The organism is Vogesella indigofera (assembly GCF_003633895.1).
GTDB classification, from domain to species: Bacteria; Pseudomonadota; Gammaproteobacteria; order Burkholderiales; family Chromobacteriaceae; genus Vogesella; species Vogesella indigofera.
In genome coordinates, this window is record NZ_RBID01000011.1 from 484,039 (window position 1) to 502,003 (window position 17,965).

A 17,965-nucleotide genomic window follows, 5' to 3' on the forward strand; every position below is an offset into this window, starting at 1 on the left:
CACAAGACCATGCTGCTGTCACTGAATGTTCGCGACTTTGTCATCGTCGATCAGCTCGATCTCGATTTTCATGCCGGTTTTACCGTGCTCACCGGTGAAACCGGCGCCGGCAAATCCATCATCCTCGATGCCCTGGGCCTGTTGATGGGCGATCGTGCCGATGCCGGCCAGATCCGCGACGGCGCCGAGCGTGCCGAAATCGCTGCACAGTTCTCCATCCACAACAGCCCGGACCTGCGCGCCTGGCTGCAAGACAACGAACTGAGCGGCGACGAGGACGACCTGCTGATCCGCCGCCTGGTGGATCGCAACGGCCGCTCGCGCAGTTTCATCAACGGCCAGCAGGCAACCCAGAGCCAGCTCAAGGCCATCGGCGAGTATCTGGTCGACATTCACGGCCAGCACGCGCACCAGTCGCTGATGCGCGCCGACACCCAGCGCGCGCTGCTCGACGCCTACGCCGGCAGTACACAGCTGGCACGCGATGTGCGCGAAGCGTGGCAGGACTGGCAACAGGCACGGCGCCAGCGCGAGGACGCCGAGCGGCTGTCGCGCGAATCGGAAGTCGAGCGCGAGCGCCTGACCTGGCAGATCAACGAACTGAGCGAGCTGAACCTGCAGGCCGACGAGTGGCCGCAACTCAACCAGCAGCACTCGCGGCTGGCCAATGCCGCTGAGCTCGCGCAAACCGCGCAGCTGGCGGTGGACGTGCTGTCCGACATGGACGGCAACTGCCTGTCGCTGCTGTCGCAGGTGCAGAACCGCCTCGGGCGGCTGTCGGCGCTGGATACGCGGCTGGCGGAGTCGCTGGCGCTGCTGGATTCGGTCGATGCCGAATTGCGCGAGGTGGTGTACAGCCTGCGCAGCTACGGCAGCGACTTTGACGACGACCCCAAGCAGCTGCTGGATGTCGAGGCGCGCCTCGATGTGCTGATGCGTATTGCCCGCAAGTACCGCTGCACGCCGGAAGAGCTGCCGAAAAAGCTCGGCGACTGGCAGCAACAGTTGGCCGCACTGGAGGCGTCGACCGATCAGGAGGCGCTGGCCGTTGCCGAATCGGCGGCGCTGGCACGCTACCGTGCCCACGCCGAGGCGCTGTCCGGCAAACGCCGACAGGCCGCCAACGAGCTGTCATCCCGCATCAGTACTGAGATGCAGCGGCTGGCGATGGAGGGCGCGCGCTTTGCCATCGAGCTGTCCGCAGCGGCAGAGCCGACCGCCAACGGGCTGGAAGCCGTCGAGTATCTGGTGGCGGCAAACCAGGGCAGCACCCTGCGGCCGCTGGCCAAGGTGGCATCCGGTGGCGAGCTGTCGCGCATCAGCCTGGCGATGCAGGTGGTGATCAGCCAGGTCGCCAGCGTGCCGACGCTGATTTTCGACGAAGTGGACGTCGGCATCGGCGGCCGCGTCGCCGAGGTGGTCGGCAAGCTGTTACGGCAGCTGGGCGAGCGCTACCAGGTGCTGTGCGTGACGCACTTGCCGCAAGTGGCGTCCTGCGCCAGTCAGCACTGGCAGGTCAGCAAGTTCGGTGTCGATGGCCGCACCGTCAGCCGCATCCAGCCGCTGGACCAGGTGCAGCGCATCGACGAACTGGCACGGATGCTGGGCGGCGAGGACATCACCAGCACCACGCGGCAACACGCCAGCGAGATGCTGCTGGCAAACGCGGAGTAGCGTTGGCCGGCAAGGCAAAAAGCCCTGATCTACTCGATCAGGGCTTTTTTTATTGAGCCGTGTATTGCCGCGCCGAGAGACTGTCGTACCTAGTCCTGGTGATGCCTGCGCGGCGCGTTTGGCGTGTCGCCCCGGTCTGCAGATGTCTAGAGTGCGTGTACGATTTCGGCAGCGCTGGGTGCACTGGTCAGCGCAGCATGGCGTTGCATCACCTGCGCCAGCGTCCATTGTCCCCACAGGAAGTGATGCCGGTTGCTGTTGTGCTGTCGGTAGTCGGCAATGGTTCTGGCAATGAATGCGCCATTCAGCCCGGCCGAGGCGCTGGGGTGCTCCAGCTGCAGCGCATCGTCGCGCAGCCACCTGGCAATCGGCACCGCAAAACCCTGTTTCGGCCGGTGCAGGATGTCCTGCGGCAGGATCTGTGCCAGAGCCTTTTTCAGGATGTACTTCGTTTCGCCATGGCGCAGCTTGTATTCTGAAGGGATTTTCCTTGCCAGATCAACGACATTGATGTCCAGGAAGGGGGAGCGCACTTCCAGTGAATGCATCATGCTGGCGCGATCGACCTTGGCGAGAATGTCGTCCTGCAGATAGATATCGGTGAAAAACTGCAGGCTGCGGTCGACCAGATTGTGCTGGCTGCAGCGCTCCCACGCAGCGATGGCCTCCGAGAACACCTCTTCCAGATCGACCGGCTCCATAAAGCACTCGGCGAGCGCGGCATCGTCCAGCGGGCACATCCAGCTTGGGTGCCACAGCCGGGGTGGATGGCTCAGCCCCTGCAAGGTTCGCTTGAGCTTGAAGTCCAGGCTCATGTAACCATCGCCGACCGGCAGGCGATTGGCCAACAGGCGGATGGCCTCGTGCAGCGGGCCCGGCACCAGTTTCTGGTAATAATTGGCCCAGCGCAGCGCCCGGAACGGCGCGTAACCGGCAAACAGCTCGTCGGCGCCGTCACCGCCCAAGGCAACGGTGACATGGCGCCGCGCATGCTGGCACAGCAGGCTGGTGGGCAGCAGCGAGCTATCGGCTAGCGGCTCGTCCAGCTTGCCGGTGATGGCGGGTAACAGGCTGCGCGCGACGTCCAGCGACAGGATGGCTTCATGATGGCGGGTGCCCAGCAAGACGGCGACGCGCCGCGCGTGTGCGGATTCGTCGAAGCCGGCGACATCGAAGCCGATATTGAAGGTTTGCAGCTGCCCTGCACCGCTTTGTCGGGCTGCCAGCGCGGCGACGGCGGAAGAATCGATGCCGCCGCTGAGAAACACGCCGAGCGGCACATCGGCGACCAAGCGGCAGGCCACGGCGTTGTTAAGCCGTTCTAACAGCTCCTCTTGCCATTGCTTTTCAATCCCGGCCGGGCGGGCCTCCGCCGGCTCCAGCACGAAGGACCAGTAACGGGAAAGACGCAAGCTGCCGCTGTCGAGAGTGAATACCAGCGAGCAGCCGGCCGGCAGCTTGTGGATGGCGTGGTATGGCGTGTTGGGGGCCGGCAGGTAGCCGTAGGCAATGTATTTGTGGATCGCCGCGCGTGACACGGTGGCGGTCACTGCCGGATGGCACAGCAAGGCGGTCAGCTCGGAGGCAAAGACAAAGCTGCCCTGCTGCAGTGTGTAATAGAACGGTTTTTTGCCGAAACGGTCTCGGCTGCAGAACAGCCGCGCCTGACGGCGGTCATACAGCGCGAACGCCCACATGCCGTTCAGGCGACTGGTCAGCGCCTCGCCCCACTCGCGGTAGCCGTGCAGCAATACTTCCGTGTCCGAGTGGTCGGTCAGAAACACATGGCCGGCCTGCTCCAGCTCGGTGCGCAGCTCGCGATAATTGTAGATCTCGCCATTGAACACCACGCCCAGTGCGCCATCGGCGGTCCACATCGGCTGCTGGCCGCCGGCCAGATCGAGAATCGCCAGCCGGCGATGCCCGAGATAGACGCCCTGCGCCGGGTCTGTCCAATAGCCGACACCGTCCGGCCCGCGATGGATGATTTCGTTGCTCATCCGCTCCAGGTCCTGTCGCGTACCGGTGCCTACAAATCCGACGATTCCACACATCTGGCCGCCCTCGTTGCACACCGTGCCTTGATATTGAGCGTCTTGCCAACCAGATACACGCTCTTGCCCTGGGCTTCGTAGTAAGTGCGGATCAGCAGTTCCGCCAGCAGCCCCATCAGGATGCACATGAAGCCGGTCACCCCGGTCATCACCACCAGCAGCGGCAGCGGAGTCGAAATGAAGGACACCCCTTCCACCAGTTTCAGGTACACGGCCCAGCCACCGGTGAGCAGGCTGATCAGCAGGATGAACAGGCCGGCGGCGCCAAAAAGATACATCGGCTTGCCGGCGTATTTGGACAGGAAGTTCACCACCATCAGGTCGAGGATCACCTTGACGATGCGGCCCAAGCCATATTTGGAAACACCATTCTGCCGCGGGTGGTGCAACACTGGGATCTCGGCAATGCGGGCGCCAAACCAGCTGGCGTAAATCGGGATGAAACGGTGCATTTCACCGTACAGGCGTACGCCCTTGATCACGTCTTTCCGGTACGCCTTCAGCGAACAACCATAGTCATGCAGGTGCACGCCGGAAATCGACGAAATCATGCGGTTGGCGACGCGGCTGACAAGGTTGCGCTTGATCGGGCTGTCCTTGCGGTCTTGCCGCCAGCCGGACACCACGTCAAACCCCTGCTCCAGCTTGTCCAGCAAACGCGGAATATCCTCGGGGTCGTTCTGCATGTCGCCATCCATCGGGATGATGATGTGGCCTTCCGCGTAATCGACCCCCGCCATCATCGCTGCGGTCTGGCCAAAATTGCGGCAGAACTTGATCACCTTCACGCACGGGTCTCTTGCGGCCAACTCTTCCAGTCGCTCCTGGCTGCCGTCCGTGCTGCCATCGTTGATGAAGATCAGCTCCCATGGCTGCTCCAGCTTTTGCAGTACCACTACCGCCTGCTCGTAAAGCGCGACCAGATTGTCGGCCTCGTTATACACCGGCACGATAACGGAAATCATGAGCACCTCCCCGTTCCAGGATGGCACAAGCAATAAACCGCAGAATGGCTGCTCAGAAACTGGATTTCCCGACCAGCAATATCCCGCAGAAAATCAGAAAAATGCCCAATGCCCTGGTAGCATCAATTGGCTCACCCAGAAAAAAATGCGCCGCCATGATCACGGCAACAAACTGGATGGCGGCAAAGGATTGCGCGACATTCAACGGTAATTTGGTCAGTACCAGAATGTAAAAGCACGCCGCCAACCCGAAAAAAACAAAGCCGAACAGGATTTTGATATTGAACAGCTCGATCAGGCTGTTACCGGATTTTTCTGCCCCGGATTTCAGCAAAAGGTTGGCCGCAACCGTCATGGCGACCATGATTATGTAATAAATGAATAATCGCATTTTTGTTGTGCTCATCCCGGTTTTTCCGCCATGCCGATAACGATCAATCCGTAGCGCCGGAAAGCATGCAGGCTGGTGATGGCGTGATCCAGCTTTGCGGCCAACCTTGTGATCCCGCGTATGCCGGGGATATGGCGGAATGCCCTGTTGAAAACCAGCACATCGCTGTTCATCAGCAGGCAATAACCGAAAAAGCCATAGGTTTGCCAGGTCTTGAGCACAAAGCCGGCATTTTCAAGGGGCGGCACCGTTTCCCGGTACAGCAGCGGTCGCTCGGTTTTATCGTCCAGCGACGGCGACAGGCGGTAAATCAGCGCGCGCAGCCAGCGCCAAAGGAAAAAATCACTGACCGGCTCGCGCCAGTAGAAACGGCCGTTCGGTTTCAAGATCCGGAATACCTCGCGAAACAGCTGCTGCCGGTCATTGACGTGGTGAATGCCACCGATGATGAAAACACTGTCGAACAGGTCGTCTGCCAGCGGCAAGCGGGTGGCGTCGCCTTGTACAAAACAGTATTGCTCGGCATCCAGCAGACTGGTTTTGGCCGCTTCCAGCATCGACAACGAGATATCGATGCCCAGCCCGGTGCCGACCTTGTTGCCCAGCAGGCGGAATGCCTCTCCACTGCCGCAGCAGATCTCGGCGGTACTGCCCAAGCTGGCCTCGGCGGCGATGTCGAGAAAGGCGCGGTCAAGGTAGGCCGCATACTCTTGCGTATGCGGGTAGCCGAGATTGTTGATATAGATGCCGGCAATTTTCTCGAAATGGGCTTGCTGCCGCCTGGCGTCGTCGGTGCAGAAGTGTTCTGCAAACAGCGGCACACCGGAGGGGCTGATCCGGTAGTGCAGGCTGCCGTCGCGGCTGGCCAGCCCATGGTCGCCTTGCTGCAACGGCGCGCCCGAAAGCGGGCAACGCAGCATGGTCATGAACTTTTCGGCGATCTGCATCGCTATGCCTCCTTGCGCTTGCCGCCAAACTTCCAGGAGTTGCCATTTCTCATGATGATATAGGTGCTGTGCTGGTCAATATCGGCATGGCCGGCCAGCCAGGATTCAATCGTCGCCCTATTGATATAGACAGTTTGCGGGGTGACCAGCTGGTCAAAGGCGACATGCCTGAAAAAGCGGAAGTCACGATTACTGATCCAGCGGCAGTACTGGTATAGCGGCAGCTTTTCCACTCCGCTGATGCCGGCCAGGGCCGCGACTGTTTTGGCATAAAGGAAAAACGGCACCGCCAGCGGAGTCGCCACGCCGTATTTGGTCAGCCACCACGGCAGGTGCGACGTTATCTTGCGCAACGGGTCAACCAGCTTGATGATCAGGTTGTTGCCCTCTTCCGCGTAGACCCAGCAATGAAAGCGGCCACCGGGTTTGACATTACGGATCACCGCGTCGAAGCCTTCCTTGGGGCAATCCAGGTGATGCAGCACCCCGATGGAGTAGACCAGGTCGTAGCCCGCGCCGCTAAAGGCGGTCATGTCACTTTTCGTGATTTTCCAGTTTTCCTCCGCCCTGCCCGCCAGATTCTTGCAGGCGGAAAGAATGGCATCGCCTAGGTCCACTCCTTCGACAAAAGCCGGTTTCCAATCCAGCAGGTGCAGCATCTGGCTGCCATTGCCGCACCCCAACTCCAGCACCTGGCGCCCGGCGACATCGGCCGCGGTGAGCGGACTCATCCAGTCCGTAAACTGGTCGCGGGTATAAACGGAGCCGGCTGGCAGGTTGTTCCAGGAGTTGGCAAAGGCATCGGCGGTTCTCTGGTCGGTCAACATGAATCACCCCTCGCTTTCATTGCTTGATGAAAGTGCAATGCTTCCCATGTCATGTGTTTGCAAGCCCGGAGCGTACTGCTTGATCAATTGCTGAAACCTGGCGGTGTCTTTCAGCAGCACCGAGTGCTTGCCATCATCAAAAACCAGCTTGAAGTCACCGTTGTTCAGCAACAGCTGCCTTAGCGGCGACAGGTTTTCACACAGCACGTAGTCAATATTGTGTTTGTAGAAATACTGCTTCCAGTTGCTGCCGCCACGGTACATCTCCCGGTATTCGGTGATGAATGACTTCGGATAGATATCCGTTCTGCCGTAGATGAAGACTTGCTGCCGGGGATAGAGCCGGTAAATCAGATAGCCACCGTAATGATAGGTGTTGAACATATTGCCGCGGATGTTGTGCTTGATGACAAAGTCAGTTGCCGCAACGGGCAGGATTCGCGACACAGCCATGCTGTTGTGTTCTTTTCTGCTTGGGTAAAGCAGCAGGATTGAAAATAGCGACGCAATCAGCAGCAACCAGTTTGCCAGTGGCGCACTACCGCCGACCTGTTTGTTACCGGCAGTCATAATGCGGTGAGCAAAGGCTGAGAAGCCGGATTTTGGCGTGTAGTCCGGTTGCTTGAATATCCTGGCGAGTGATAAATCCTGGCAAAAGATGGAAAAAAACGGCGCCATCACCAATGCGGCCAACGGGATGTTGCGAACAGAAAAGAACGCCCCACCAATAAAAACCAGGGAAACGCCAAGCTCGGTTAAATCCGGTTTTTTTCTTGCGTAAATCATGTTCATGAAAAACAGAAATATGACCACCAGAAAATATTGAAAGAATGGCTTGTGAAAGCTGGGGGATTGCCACTCGCTGATGAACTGGGTATCACCAGAAGAAACGATTGCGTGATAGGGATATAACCAGTATTGCCAGCCATGCGGGTTAATGGCAGTGGCCAGAAATCCTGCTATGGCAATAAGGCTTAGTTTTTTCAATCGCCTGGTTTCAATGCGGCCAACGTTGTCCACCAGTAAATGATGGCTCCACTCCGCGACAAGAAAAACCGCCAGCAAAACCAGACCGATAAAAAAACCGCCATGCGCATTGGCCCAGATTGCCATCATTAACGGAATGAAAATCAGGCCGCGATCGGATGCCCGGTATTTGAACATGAACAGTTGATGCAGCAGGATCGCGAAAAACAGGAAGGTAAAAATATGGGGCCGAGGTGCAATGGCCCCCATTGTGGCGCAGAACAGCATCACCACCAGAATGGCCTTGCCTTCATCTTTAAGTTGTTCATGGCAGGTTTTGTAGGTGATAAACCAGCACAGGGCGTAAACCAGCGCGGTAATGGCAGCGACGCCAGTCAAGCCGGCCTGTTGATACAGTAAATAGAAAATGGCCTGACTCAGCCATTCGGAAAGCACCCAGGAATGGCCGGAATTGGTATAGGTGAAAACGTCATGCCATGGCAGCTGTGCCGTGGTGACAATCAACTCGCCTGTTTTCAGGTGCCAGTAGAAATCAGGGTCTTCAAACTTGGGAAACAGCAGCATTATTGTAAACACAATAATGAAAATGGCAGTAGAAGGTGTTAGTCCGGCTCTTGTGTAGGCCATGATTTAAATTCCCCCTATCGGCTTTACGCAAAGACTAACAAGTGCTTTTTTCTATACTCCGAGGTGCACTATAGGCGATGTCATACAATTTGCAATTGTTTGACTTTGCGGTGCCGGTGATCTAAAGCCGTATGTATGGCATTGCTTATCGAATGAATTTATCTGAACCGATGCTCACCAGGGGCTGATCATGAACAAGTATAGCCGTCACTTGCGTTTGTTTTTGGTTAACGAGGATGGCGTGACCGCCATGGAGTACGCCCTGCTGGGAGCACTCATTGCCGTGGTCATTATTGCGTCTGTTACTGGCGTCGGATTGAATGTTCAGGCCTTGTTTCTGAACGTGGCCGACCAGGTTGAAGCCGTAGCCGCAGATGTCCTGTGATTAGCTGGTACGTCATTAGCGTAAATTACATATGCATTATATTTTTTAATAAAAAATGCAGTTGGCAATTACTTGATAAGAATCGTTGGTTATTGGCTGGCGTGTAAATTGAAATTTTTCTTGTTAGCCGCTAATGGTGTACTAACATAATGTTTAAGCTGCCATTGGTTGTAATTTAATGTGCGGTGCAGTATTTGTTTTGAGTATTCTGGCAGAAGGTCAGTATGCTTGGTCTGTTTGGAATGCTTGAACAAGGCATGCGTCATGTCTCGTTGGCGCAAAATGGACGGCAGTCGTTGCTGCCACAGGTTCAATTTCCATGGAGGTGTTGGAAATGGATAAGCTTGCATTGACATTCAAACGTTTCATCCAGGAAGAAGATGGTGTAACAGCCATTGAATATGGCTTGATTGCCGCCCTGATCGCCGTGGTGATTATTGCTTCGGTTGGTGCTGTGGGTGAAAACCTGGAATTGGTATTCAACAACATTGCAGCCGAACTGGCCGCTGCCTTGGCTTGACGTTGGTCATTCTCCAAGGGGAAATAATTGGCAATGATTTTCATCTGGCTGGCCTGGATAGCTGCCATTGGAGTCGGTCTTCTGTTCGGGGCGAGGTTGGGTCTGCTTGCTGGATTCCTCCTCGCTGCCGTTTTTACCGATATGAAAGCCAGAAAAATCCCGAACAGACTAGTCCTCGCCGGTATTGTCATTGGCTTGCTGGCGCAGGCATTTTTGCTGGATGGTGAAGGCATTTTTTCAGCCCTCAAGGGGCTGGCATTCGGATTCGGATTGTTCCTGCCGCTTTATCTGTTACGTGTCATGGGGGCGGGAGATGTCAAATTAATGGCACTGGTTGGCTGTTTTACCGGTTCGCCAGCGATCTTTGGTGTCGTGTTATGTACCTTGTTGGCCGGTGGTGTGTTGTCTCTCGTATTCGCTTTGAAGTTGAAAATGGCACGTCAAATGTTGAGTAACAGCATATTCATGGTGCTGCCGGGCGCTGCCAAAATCGCTGGCGATAAGCTATCGGCTAACCCTGCGGGCGTGAATTCTGTGGGGACGCTACCTTATGCCATGGCTATTGCCGTGGGTACGGCTGGTTATCTGATTTGGCAAGGAATTTGATTTGGTTGGTTGTGATTTTTAAAATAAATTCTCATTGCCAGATCAATGCGCCTGCTAACGCTGGCGCTGTTTTGTTGTGCTTGTTTGTTAGCGATTGATTATCGAAAAATTATCCTTGGTTAATGGTTTTTGCTGGGCTATATCTCATTGCATAAATACCCGGTTCGGTTTTTATGTTGGCGAGGAGTGATGAAAATGTTCAATCCAGATGGTTTGGAATTACAAGGCAACACTCCTCCTCGTGATATTTTGCCCCGTGCCCCGCAGACTGTAAAAGAAACCGGCCTGGATTTCCTGTTTCTGGTGGAGCTGCTCTGCAAGACCCTCTTCTTTCATGGCCAGATCCGGCTGGTCGATCTGGTCAACCTGACCAAGCTGCCGCTCAGTGTGCTGGAGCCGCTGTTGGCCTTCATGCGTAGCGAACAGCTGTGCGAGGTATCCGGTCGTAATGAAACGGAAGCCACCATTGCCTTCACACTGACCGACGTTGGCCGCAACCGCACCCAGACCTACCTGCAGAAAAGCCATTACGCCGGCCCTGCCCCGGTGACGCTCCAGGCCTATAACGATGCGGTGCGCCGGCAGTCTGTGGCCAACATGAAAGTCACCAAAGAACTGGTTGCCGAAGGTTTCAAGGGTTTTGTCCTGCGTCAGAACACCATGAACCAGCTTGGCGCCGCGATGAACTCCGGCCGGGCCATCCTGGTATACGGCCCGCCCGGCAGCGGCAAGACTTATGTCTCCGAACATCTGGCTACCCTGCTGACCGGCAACTGCACCATTCCTTATGCCGTGCTGGTGGATAGCGAGGTGATCCAGCTGTTCGACCCGTTGGTACACCAGCCTGTGGCTAGCAGTCACAGTGGCAGCTCGCTGGACAAAGGGCCGCTGCACGATGCGCGCTGGATCGAGTGCCAGCGCCCGGTAGTGATTACCGGCGGCGAACTGACCCTGTCGATGCTGGATCTGGATTTCGACGAGAACACCCGCTTCTACCAGGCGCCACCACAGGTCAAAGCCAACAATGGCTTGCTGATCATCGACGACCTTGGGCGGCAGCTGGTTTCGCCACAAATGCTGATGAACCGCTGGATCGTGCCGCTCGATCGCCGCGTGGACTATCTGGCGCTGCATACCGGCACCAAGTTCATGGTGCCGTTCGATGTCATTGTGATTTTCTCCAGCAACATTCCGCCAAGCACGCTGGCCGACGAGGCATTCCTGCGCCGGCTTGGTTACAAGATTTACATCGGCAAGCTTGAGGAAGAAGAATACCGTGCGATTTTCGAGCAGAACTGTGCCCGTCTGGGCATTCCCTTTAGCAACGAGGGACTGCGGTTTGTGATTGATGAATTGCACGGCAAGCACGACAAGCCCCTCCTCGCCTGTATTCCACGCGATTTGCTGGAACAGGTCCGCGATTTTGCCTTTTACCAGGGCATCAAGCCGGAGCTGAACGAGGAGCTGCTGACGTGGGCATGGGAAAACTACTACACCAAGGGATAGGTTGCGGTCGCGACCTGGCTTGAGCTTTCAATCAAGTGTGGGGAGAAGGCAGTGAAAAACCCAAGAGCCATAGCAATGATCGTGGTGTCCGTCATCGTCGGCCTGGTGGCCGTGGTGATGGCATCGCAATGGATCAACAAGCAGACCAATGTCTCCGCCCAGAAAGTGGTCATCGCGGCGGTGGATGTCGATCTTGGTTCCAAGCTGACGCCGGAGATGTTGCGCCTGGTTGACTGGCCAAGCGGCAGCATTCCAGAAGGCGCGATTATCGATCCGCAGACGCTGGATGGGCGGGTGCTGAAAACCAGCGTACTGCGTGGCGAGGCGATTCTGGAGTCGAAGCTGGCACCGCTGGGTACCAAGGGCGGCCTGTCTGCGGTGGTAATGGAAGGCAAACGCGCGATGACGGTACGGGTTAACGACGTGATCGGCGTGGCCGGCTTTGCCTTGCCCGGCAACTATGTCGATATCCTCGTCAATACCACCGAAGACGCCAAAGCCAACGTCAAGGAAAAGGTGGATATGAGTATTTCCAAGATTGTGCTGGAGCACATCCTGGTGCTGGCGGTGGCGCAGGAAGCCAGCCGTGACGATACCAAGCCCAAGGTGGTCAATGCGGTGACGCTGGAGGTTACGCCAGAGCAAGCTGAAAAGCTGGACCTGGCACGCAGCGTTGGCACCTTGTCCCTGGTGTTGCGCAATCAGGTTGACCCCAAACCGGTAGAAACCTCCGGCATTACCAAGCAAATCCTCCTGCGCGGCGACGAGCCGGCGCCGGTCGCCAAGCCTGTGGCGGTCAGCAAGCCGGTGGCCAAGCGGGTGGTGAAGAAAGTCATCGTGAAACGGCCTACCCAGCCCGCCCCGATCGCGGCAACCCAGAACTGTGTAGAAATCGTCAGCGGCACGTCTCGACATATCGAGTGTTTCTAACTGTCAGACATCCAGCCCAATTCGTTAGGGAGTAAAGTCATAATGAAAAAGAAACCTGTCGAAGCACGCTTGCCCCGCCTGAATCTGGGTGCGCTGGCAATCGCCACCAGCTGCATGATGATGTGGGCCACGACGACCCAGGCCGCCACCATCACCCCGAAACCGGCTGCCACGACACCGTGCAATACCATCGAATCGGCACCGATGGTCAATGTCACCGTCGGCAAATCCTTCCGCCTGAAGACGACTTCACCGGTCAGCCGCATCCTGCTGGGTAATCCGGCGGGCACGCAAGCGGCACAGCCCAAGGAAGGCGCAGAGGGTGACGACAAGAAAGCGCCAGAAGGCAAGGCCAACGCGGGGGTGGCCGGGCTGGATGTGATTCTCTTGAGCCCGAGCGAAATCTACCTGCTGGGCAAGAGCGTCGGCTCAACCAATATCATCCTGCTGAGCCGTACCGGCCAGTGCATGCTGGTCGATGTCACCGTCGGGGTGGATACCGCCTCGCTGCAAAGCTCGCTCAACGACATGCTGGCCGGTGAAGGCAGCCGTATCAAGGTGAGTGCCGCCTCCGATTCGCTGGTACTGACCGGCACCGTGGCGGATTCGACCCGGGTCGACAAGGCCATGACGTTGGCCGCAGCCTATGCCGGTCAATCCAAAGTCATCAACATGCTGTCGGTGGATGCACCGCAGCAGGTGATGCTGGAAGTCAAAGTGGCGGAAATCTCGAAGAAACTGCTGGACCAGGTCGGTATCAACCTGGCCGGGGTGCTGAACCATGGTGGCTGGAACTTTAACTGGGATACCAATTTCCTGTCCGGCAACGCGTCCAACGCTATCGGGCTACTGTTGGGTGGCAACAATGGCGGCACTTCCAATCGGCGCAGCTTTGAGATTGATGGCCAGCACGATGATGGTCTGGTCAAGGTCTTGGCCGAGCCGACCGTGATGGCGATCAGTGGTCAGGAAGGGAGCTTCCTCGCCGGTGGCAAGATATTCATCCCGGTAGCGCAGAACAGCGGCACCGGCGGCCAGACGATTACCCTGGAAGAGAAAGAATTCGGCGTGGCTCTGCGCTTTACCCCGACCGTACTGGATGGCGGCAGGATCAACCTGAAAGTAGCACCAGAGGTGTCCGAGCTGAATGCCAGCGGCGTCAATATCACTGGCCTCAATGGCACCGCCATCCTGCCATCGTTCACCACCCGACGTGCTGCGACCACCGTGCAACTGCGTGATGGCCAGAGCTTCGCCATTGGTGGTCTGATCAAGAACAACGTCACCACCAATATCAGTGCCTTCCCGCTGCTGGGCGAAATCCCGATTCTGGGCGCCCTGTTCCGCAGCAGCAGCTTCCAGACCGACAAGACCGAGCTGATCTTCGTGGTGACCCCACGGCTGGTGAAACCGCTGCCGCCAAACTATGCCTTGCCGACCGACAACTACACCCCGCCAAACCGGGCTGAGTTCTTCCTCGGCGGCAAGATGGAGGGCAAACCGCCAGCCGCCGCAGGCGCCAGTTCCGGCGAAGGTGCTCCTCCGCCGGTGCAGCCACAAGCCCCTCAAGCGCCATCCGGCTTTGAAGTGAAATAAGGAGGCCAAGTCATGCGAACTTACAAACTGGTGATGATTACCCGCACAGTCTTGCTGGCATCACTGCTGACGGCCTGCTCGTCGACCCCGTATCTGGATAGCCGCTTCGGCGAGGCCGTCAACATGGCCAAGGCGCAGCAGACCATCAATCCGGAGGCCTCGCAGGATATGGATCCGGTCACCGGCATCGATGGCAAGGCGGCGAAGGAAGGCATGGATCGCTACCACGAGTCGTTCAAGACGCCGCCATCCACCGCCAACATTCTTACCATTGATGTATTGGGCGGCGGCAAATAATCCCGCCTTGTTTCAGGATCAGATGCATGAGGTGGCTTTATGAAACGCACTGGCAAGCTACCGGGCCGGCGATATCAGGAAGGCGCGGTAGCCATCATCGTCGGGCTATGTATCGTTGTCCTGGTCGGTTTCCTGGGGCTGGTCGCTGATCTGGGGCGACTGTTCATCACCAAGACCGAGTTGAGCAACGCGGCAGACGCCTGCGCCCTGGCGGCAGCGGCAGAGCTGAAAGGCGATGCCGAGTCGCTCAACCGGGCGGAAAGCGCCGGCATCACCGTTGGGCAACGGAATAGTGTCAACTTCCAGGACGATGCGGTTTCGGTGCTGGTCAATAGCGACGTCACCTTCAGCGACACTCTGACCGGCACCTATTTCACCAAAAATGCGGTGGCGGCAGCCAGCATCCCGAACATGAAGTATGCCAAGTGCACCCTGCCGCAAACCGGCATCATGCCCTGGTTCATGCAGGTCATGGGGGCTGGCGCGCAAACGGTGACTGCGCATGCGGTGGCCGCCCTGTCACCATCGCAGACCAACTGCGCCATTCCGGTGGGGCTGTGCCAGCAGACACCACCCGCCAGTTGCCCGGATGGCACGGCTCCTGATAGCTACGGTTTCTGTGTCGGTAAATGGTATGGCAGTCGTTTCACTGCCGGTGGCGGCTTTACTGGTAGTTTCAACCTCATTGACTACTCGCCTCCTGCCGGCGGTGCCAGTGAACTGTCCGCACTGCTGACCGGCTCCGGGCAGTGCAACTTGAATATCTCCAATTCCGTCGGGCAAACCGGTATGCAGCAATCCATTGCCCAGGCGTGGAATACCCGTTTTGGCCTGTATCAGGGTAGTGAAAGCGTTAGCACCGCACCGCCGGATTTCACCGGCTTTGCCTATACCGCAACCTCCTGGGTCAGCCAGTTCAACGCCTACAACGGTACCTCCGGCGCCACGCCCAATTTTCTGGCGTCGAGGGTGGCCAATGCCGTTTATCAGGGGGACACCGCAGCCGGTATCACCCTGATCGGTAATCCGCGCAGCGCCACTACGGCACAACTGGATAGCAATGGGGCCGACCGGCGACTGGCGCTGATGCCGATTGTCAACTGTGGCAGCTGGGCCGGGTCGCAGACGGTGCCGATCCAGAAGTTTGCCTGCGTACTGCTGTTGCAGCCGATGCCAGGACCGGGTAGCGACACCTTTGTTGAGTATCGCGGTCAGGCTGATGTGCCGGGCAACCCGTGTGCCACGCTGGGGCTGCCGGGCGCCGGTGGCGGAGTCGGCCCCAAAGTGCCGGCGTTGGCGAGATAGGAGATGGCCATGCAACCGCGCTCTCGCCAACAGGGTGTTGCCGCCGTCGAAATGGCGATCCTGTTGATGCCGCTAATTTTTATCGTGTTCGGCATCACCGAGTTCGGCCGGGCGTTTTACCAGTTCAATACGGTGACCAAGGCCACGCGCGATGCCGCGCGCTATCTGTCGGCGCAGCAGCCCGGCACCAAGGATACCGAGGCGACCTGTCTGGTGCGCTATGGCAACACCAGTTGCAGCGGCACCTTGCTGGCGCCGGCACTGGGTAGTGCCACGGTGACGATTTGCGACTGGCAGCGCTGCGCAGATCATCTCGCGCAGGGCACAGCACCGGTTGTCAATCTGGTGTCGGTAACGGTCAGTAATTACCAGTTTGTTTCGCTGGTTCCGTTTGTTACCGCGGATCTGTCCACCATTACCTTTGGCCAGATTCGCACTGTAATGAAGGCAAACCTATGAAAACCTCATTCCGGCAGCTGAGGCTGCCCCGCAGGCAGGCACAGCGTGGCGTGGCGGCCGTGGAGTTTGCACTGGTCGCCATGATCCTGTTTTCCCTGTTGCTTGGCATCATGGAGTTTGGCCGGCTGATGTTTACCTGGAATTCGGCGGTGGAGGCGACGCGGCGCGGTGCCCGCCTGGCGGTGGTTTGTGACATGAATGCGGCCAACATCAAGACATCGATGCAGAAGTTTCTGCCGATTACCAACGTCAATGACATCGTGGTCACTTACGAACCAAGCGGCTGTACCGGCGCGGCAAATTGCCAGAGCGTGACGGTGTCCATTTCTCCCAATGCGCCGGCATTCCACTACGTCTTCCCGTTCATGAATGAGTCGTGGCGGATACCGGCATTCAGTACCACGCTGACTCGGGAAAGCCTTGCCACCGGCACTGGTGCCGATGCCAACCCTGATTGTGCGTCGCCTTGATGGTTAAACCATCGGCGGCCAATCAACGCCTGCGGGCGCAACCATTTTTAGTTGAGGCGCAATCATGAGAATCTCGATTATTTCGCACAACACCAAGAACCTGGATGAACTGCGCCGCTTTGTCGAAACGGACAGCAGTCGCGATGTCAAGGTGTTCACCGGTGGGGCGGAGATGCTGGCACCGGTTGCCGACCAGTTGCGTCCCGACATCATCATTCTGGAAAGTGCGACCGACGAGGCCTTGGCGGATTTTTCTCCGCTGGCACAGCTGAACCTGCGCCACCCCGACATCACCCTGATTCTGCTATCCAGCAGCCAGACGCCGGAAGTGCTGTTGCGGGCGATGCGTGCCGGCGTGCGCGAGGTGCTGCCCTCCCCCGTTGGCCGCGATGCGCTGCATCTGGCGCTGGTACGGGTTGAAGAAAAGCGCAATCTGCAGAATACCTCGCGCCAGAAGGGCAAGGTGTTTGCCTTTATCCCGTGCAAGGGTGGCAGCGGCTCGACCTTCCTGTCGACCAATCTTGCTTACAACTTGGCGTCGCAGGAAGGCAAGAACGTGATCCTGATCGACGTCAACCTGCAGTTTGGCGATGCCTCGTTGTTCATTTCCGACCACAAGCCGACGACCAATCTGGCCGAGGTGGCGCGCCAGATCATGCGCATGGATGCCTCATTCCTCGCCTCCAGTCTGCTGAACGTGCTGCCCAACCTGGGCATCCTGTCGGCGCCGGAAGACCCGGTGCAGGCGATGGAGGTCAGCCCCAGCCACATCGATACTCTGGTCAACCTGGCACGCAATCACTATGACGTGATTATCCTGGACGTTGGCCGCGCGCTGGACCCGGTCAGCATCAAGGCGCTGGATCACGCCGACGTGGTGTTCCCGGTGCTGCAGATCACGCTGCCCTTCATTCGCGATGCCCGCCGGCTGCTGGACGTGTTGCGCTCGCTGGGCTACTCGCAGGAAAAGATCAAGCTGCTGGTCAACCGCTATGAAAAAGGCGGCGACATCCGGCTGGAAGATGTCGAACGCACGCTGGGGATGACGGTGTACAAGACCATTCCCAACAGCTTCAAGGCGGTGGCGACTTCGGTGAACCAGGGGATTCCGATCAGCAAGCTGTCGCCCAACAATCCGGTGGCGCGCACCCTGCAGGAGCTGGGGCGGGAGCTGGTGCAAGGCGGCAATGGCGAAACCTCGTGGTGGGGCAACCTGCTGCAGCACATTCAGGGTGGCATCCCGCCCGTTCGTAGCGGCGGTGCGCTGGGGCCCACATCGGCGCCGCAAACGCCCGAGTAATGCCTGGCACCTTTCATTGAATGGAATGCTTGTTAACGATAAATCTCTCGGCAACTAAGACATCAGCCTGATAACCCGCCACTTCGGGGCCCGAGCAGACTGATCATCGGCAAAGGGGT

18 protein-coding genes are annotated in these 17,965 nt (G+C 57.9%); 12 read left to right on the forward strand and 6 right to left on the reverse strand.

Annotation, left to right across the window (positions count from 1 at the left end; translation table 11 throughout):
* The first annotated feature begins 9 nt into the window (after positions 1 to 9).
* Complete coding sequence (gene recN, locus C8E02_RS04580; protein WP_120809825.1) at positions 10 to 1,674, forward strand: DNA repair protein RecN; 1,665 nt, start codon at positions 10 to 12, stop codon at positions 1,672 to 1,674.
* A gap of 146 nt (positions 1,675 to 1,820) precedes the next feature.
* On the opposite strand, the gene asnB is transcribed toward recN, so the two are convergent.
* The 6 genes from asnB to C8E02_RS04610 are packed head-to-tail and all read right to left on the reverse strand — an operon-like array spanning position 1,821 to position 8,472.
* Positions 1,821 to 3,674: an asparagine synthase (glutamine-hydrolyzing) gene (gene asnB / locus C8E02_RS04585; RefSeq protein WP_245961065.1), complete on the reverse strand. Its 1,854-nt coding sequence runs from the start codon at positions 3,672 to 3,674 to the stop codon at positions 1,821 to 1,823.
* Positions 3,675 to 3,703: 29 nt separating this feature from the next.
* Entirely contained in the window at positions 3,704 to 4,693 is a 990-nt protein-coding gene (locus tag C8E02_RS04590; protein WP_120809826.1) for a glycosyltransferase family 2 protein, read from the reverse strand.
* Positions 4,694 to 4,745: 52 nt separating this feature from the next.
* Complete coding sequence (locus tag C8E02_RS04595) at positions 4,746 to 5,099, reverse strand: EamA family transporter (RefSeq protein WP_245961066.1); 354 nt, start codon at positions 5,097 to 5,099, stop codon at positions 4,746 to 4,748.
* On the reverse strand, positions 5,096 to 6,031 hold the full coding sequence (locus C8E02_RS04600) for a class I SAM-dependent methyltransferase (RefSeq protein ID WP_120809827.1): 936 nt from the start codon (positions 6,029 to 6,031) through the stop codon (positions 5,096 to 5,098). The genes C8E02_RS04595 and C8E02_RS04600 overlap by 4 nt, the downstream gene beginning before the upstream one ends.
* A 2-nt stretch (positions 6,032 to 6,033) precedes the next feature.
* Positions 6,034 to 6,858: a class I SAM-dependent methyltransferase gene (locus tag C8E02_RS04605; RefSeq protein WP_120809828.1), complete on the reverse strand. Its 825-nt coding sequence runs from the start codon at positions 6,856 to 6,858 to the stop codon at positions 6,034 to 6,036.
* Positions 6,859 to 6,861: 3 nt separating this feature from the next.
* Positions 6,862 to 8,472, reverse strand: coding sequence for a hypothetical protein (locus C8E02_RS04610; protein WP_211329155.1), 1,611 nt, complete (start codon positions 8,470 to 8,472; stop codon positions 6,862 to 6,864).
* Positions 8,473 to 8,662: 190 nt separating this feature from the next.
* Between C8E02_RS04610 and C8E02_RS04615 the strand changes: the two genes are divergently transcribed.
* The 11 genes from C8E02_RS04615 (at position 8,663) to C8E02_RS04665 (ending at position 17,846) form a co-directional block, all read left to right on the forward strand.
* Positions 8,663 to 8,857, forward strand: coding sequence for a Flp family type IVb pilin (locus tag C8E02_RS04615; RefSeq protein WP_047965350.1), 195 nt, complete (start codon positions 8,663 to 8,665; stop codon positions 8,855 to 8,857).
* Positions 8,858 to 9,191: 334 nt separating this feature from the next.
* Positions 9,192 to 9,377, forward strand: coding sequence for a Flp family type IVb pilin (locus C8E02_RS04620; RefSeq protein WP_047965521.1), 186 nt, complete (start codon positions 9,192 to 9,194; stop codon positions 9,375 to 9,377).
* Between the two features lie 33 nt (positions 9,378 to 9,410).
* Entirely contained in the window at positions 9,411 to 9,983 is a 573-nt protein-coding gene (locus tag C8E02_RS04625; RefSeq protein ID WP_120809829.1) for an A24 family peptidase, read from the forward strand.
* 129 nt (positions 9,984 to 10,112) lie between these two features.
* Positions 10,113 to 11,489, forward strand: coding sequence for a P-loop NTPase family protein (locus C8E02_RS04630; RefSeq protein WP_238377222.1), 1,377 nt, complete (start codon positions 10,113 to 10,115; stop codon positions 11,487 to 11,489).
* A 75-nt stretch (positions 11,490 to 11,564) separates the two neighbouring features.
* The gene (cpaB, locus tag C8E02_RS04635; protein WP_211329156.1) at positions 11,565 to 12,419 is read left to right on the forward strand and encodes a Flp pilus assembly protein CpaB; all 855 of its coding nucleotides are present in this window, start codon (positions 11,565 to 11,567) and stop codon (positions 12,417 to 12,419) included.
* A gap of 42 nt (positions 12,420 to 12,461) precedes the next feature.
* The gene (locus C8E02_RS04640) at positions 12,462 to 14,015 is read left to right on the forward strand and encodes a type II and III secretion system protein family protein (RefSeq protein WP_120809831.1); all 1,554 of its coding nucleotides are present in this window, start codon (positions 12,462 to 12,464) and stop codon (positions 14,013 to 14,015) included.
* A 12-nt stretch (positions 14,016 to 14,027) separates the two neighbouring features.
* Positions 14,028 to 14,312, forward strand: coding sequence for a hypothetical protein (locus C8E02_RS04645; RefSeq protein WP_120809832.1), 285 nt, complete (start codon positions 14,028 to 14,030; stop codon positions 14,310 to 14,312).
* Positions 14,313 to 14,351: 39 nt separating this feature from the next.
* On the forward strand, positions 14,352 to 15,617 hold the full coding sequence (locus C8E02_RS04650; protein WP_120809833.1) for a pilus assembly protein TadG-related protein: 1,266 nt from the start codon (positions 14,352 to 14,354) through the stop codon (positions 15,615 to 15,617).
* A gap of 3 nt (positions 15,618 to 15,620) precedes the next feature.
* On the forward strand, positions 15,621 to 16,076 hold the full coding sequence (locus tag C8E02_RS04655; protein WP_245961067.1) for a TadE/TadG family type IV pilus assembly protein: 456 nt from the start codon (positions 15,621 to 15,623) through the stop codon (positions 16,074 to 16,076).
* Positions 16,073 to 16,546 carry a TadE/TadG family type IV pilus assembly protein gene (locus C8E02_RS04660; protein WP_120809834.1) on the forward strand — a complete coding sequence of 158 codons (474 nt, stop codon included), beginning with the start codon at positions 16,073 to 16,075 and terminating at the stop codon, positions 16,544 to 16,546. The genes C8E02_RS04655 and C8E02_RS04660 overlap by 4 nt, the downstream gene beginning before the upstream one ends.
* Before the next feature lie 64 nt (positions 16,547 to 16,610).
* Positions 16,611 to 17,846, forward strand: coding sequence for a CpaE/TadZ family protein (locus C8E02_RS04665; RefSeq protein WP_082133589.1), 1,236 nt, complete (start codon positions 16,611 to 16,613; stop codon positions 17,844 to 17,846).
* Positions 17,847 to 17,965: the final 119 nt, after the last annotated feature.

What these genes read in the sequence shown, in the direction of transcription:
- recN (WP_120809825.1), top strand. Translation starts at nt 10, where the DNA reads ATGCTGCTGTCACTGAATGTTCGCGACTTTGTCATCGTCGATCAGCTC.
- asnB (WP_245961065.1), bottom strand. Translation starts at nt 3,674, where the DNA reads ATGAGCAACGAAATCATCCATCGCGGGCCGGACGGTGTCGGCTATTGG.
- C8E02_RS04590 (WP_120809826.1), bottom strand. Translation starts at nt 4,693, where the DNA reads ATGATTTCCGTTATCGTGCCGGTGTATAACGAGGCCGACAATCTGGTC.
- C8E02_RS04595 (WP_245961066.1), bottom strand. Translation starts at nt 5,099, where the DNA reads ATGAGCACAACAAAAATGCGATTATTCATTTATTACATAATCATGGTC.
- C8E02_RS04600 (WP_120809827.1), bottom strand. Translation starts at nt 6,031, where the DNA reads ATGCAGATCGCCGAAAAGTTCATGACCATGCTGCGTTGCCCGCTTTCG.
- C8E02_RS04605 (WP_120809828.1), bottom strand. Translation starts at nt 6,858, where the DNA reads ATGTTGACCGACCAGAGAACCGCCGATGCCTTTGCCAACTCCTGGAAC.
- C8E02_RS04610 (WP_211329155.1), bottom strand. Translation starts at nt 8,472, where the DNA reads ATGGCCTACACAAGAGCCGGACTAACACCTTCTACTGCCATTTTCATT.
- C8E02_RS04615 (WP_047965350.1), top strand. Translation starts at nt 8,663, where the DNA reads ATGAACAAGTATAGCCGTCACTTGCGTTTGTTTTTGGTTAACGAGGAT.
- C8E02_RS04620 (WP_047965521.1), top strand. Translation starts at nt 9,192, where the DNA reads ATGGATAAGCTTGCATTGACATTCAAACGTTTCATCCAGGAAGAAGAT.
- C8E02_RS04625 (WP_120809829.1), top strand. Translation starts at nt 9,411, where the DNA reads ATGATTTTCATCTGGCTGGCCTGGATAGCTGCCATTGGAGTCGGTCTT.
- cpaB (WP_211329156.1), top strand. Translation starts at nt 11,565, where the DNA reads ATGATCGTGGTGTCCGTCATCGTCGGCCTGGTGGCCGTGGTGATGGCA.
- C8E02_RS04640 (WP_120809831.1), top strand. Translation starts at nt 12,462, where the DNA reads ATGAAAAAGAAACCTGTCGAAGCACGCTTGCCCCGCCTGAATCTGGGT.
- C8E02_RS04645 (WP_120809832.1), top strand. Translation starts at nt 14,028, where the DNA reads ATGCGAACTTACAAACTGGTGATGATTACCCGCACAGTCTTGCTGGCA.
- C8E02_RS04650 (WP_120809833.1), top strand. Translation starts at nt 14,352, where the DNA reads ATGAAACGCACTGGCAAGCTACCGGGCCGGCGATATCAGGAAGGCGCG.
- C8E02_RS04655 (WP_245961067.1), top strand. Translation starts at nt 15,621, where the DNA reads ATGGCCATGCAACCGCGCTCTCGCCAACAGGGTGTTGCCGCCGTCGAA.
- C8E02_RS04660 (WP_120809834.1), top strand. Translation starts at nt 16,073, where the DNA reads ATGAAAACCTCATTCCGGCAGCTGAGGCTGCCCCGCAGGCAGGCACAG.
- C8E02_RS04665 (WP_082133589.1), top strand. Translation starts at nt 16,611, where the DNA reads ATGAGAATCTCGATTATTTCGCACAACACCAAGAACCTGGATGAACTG.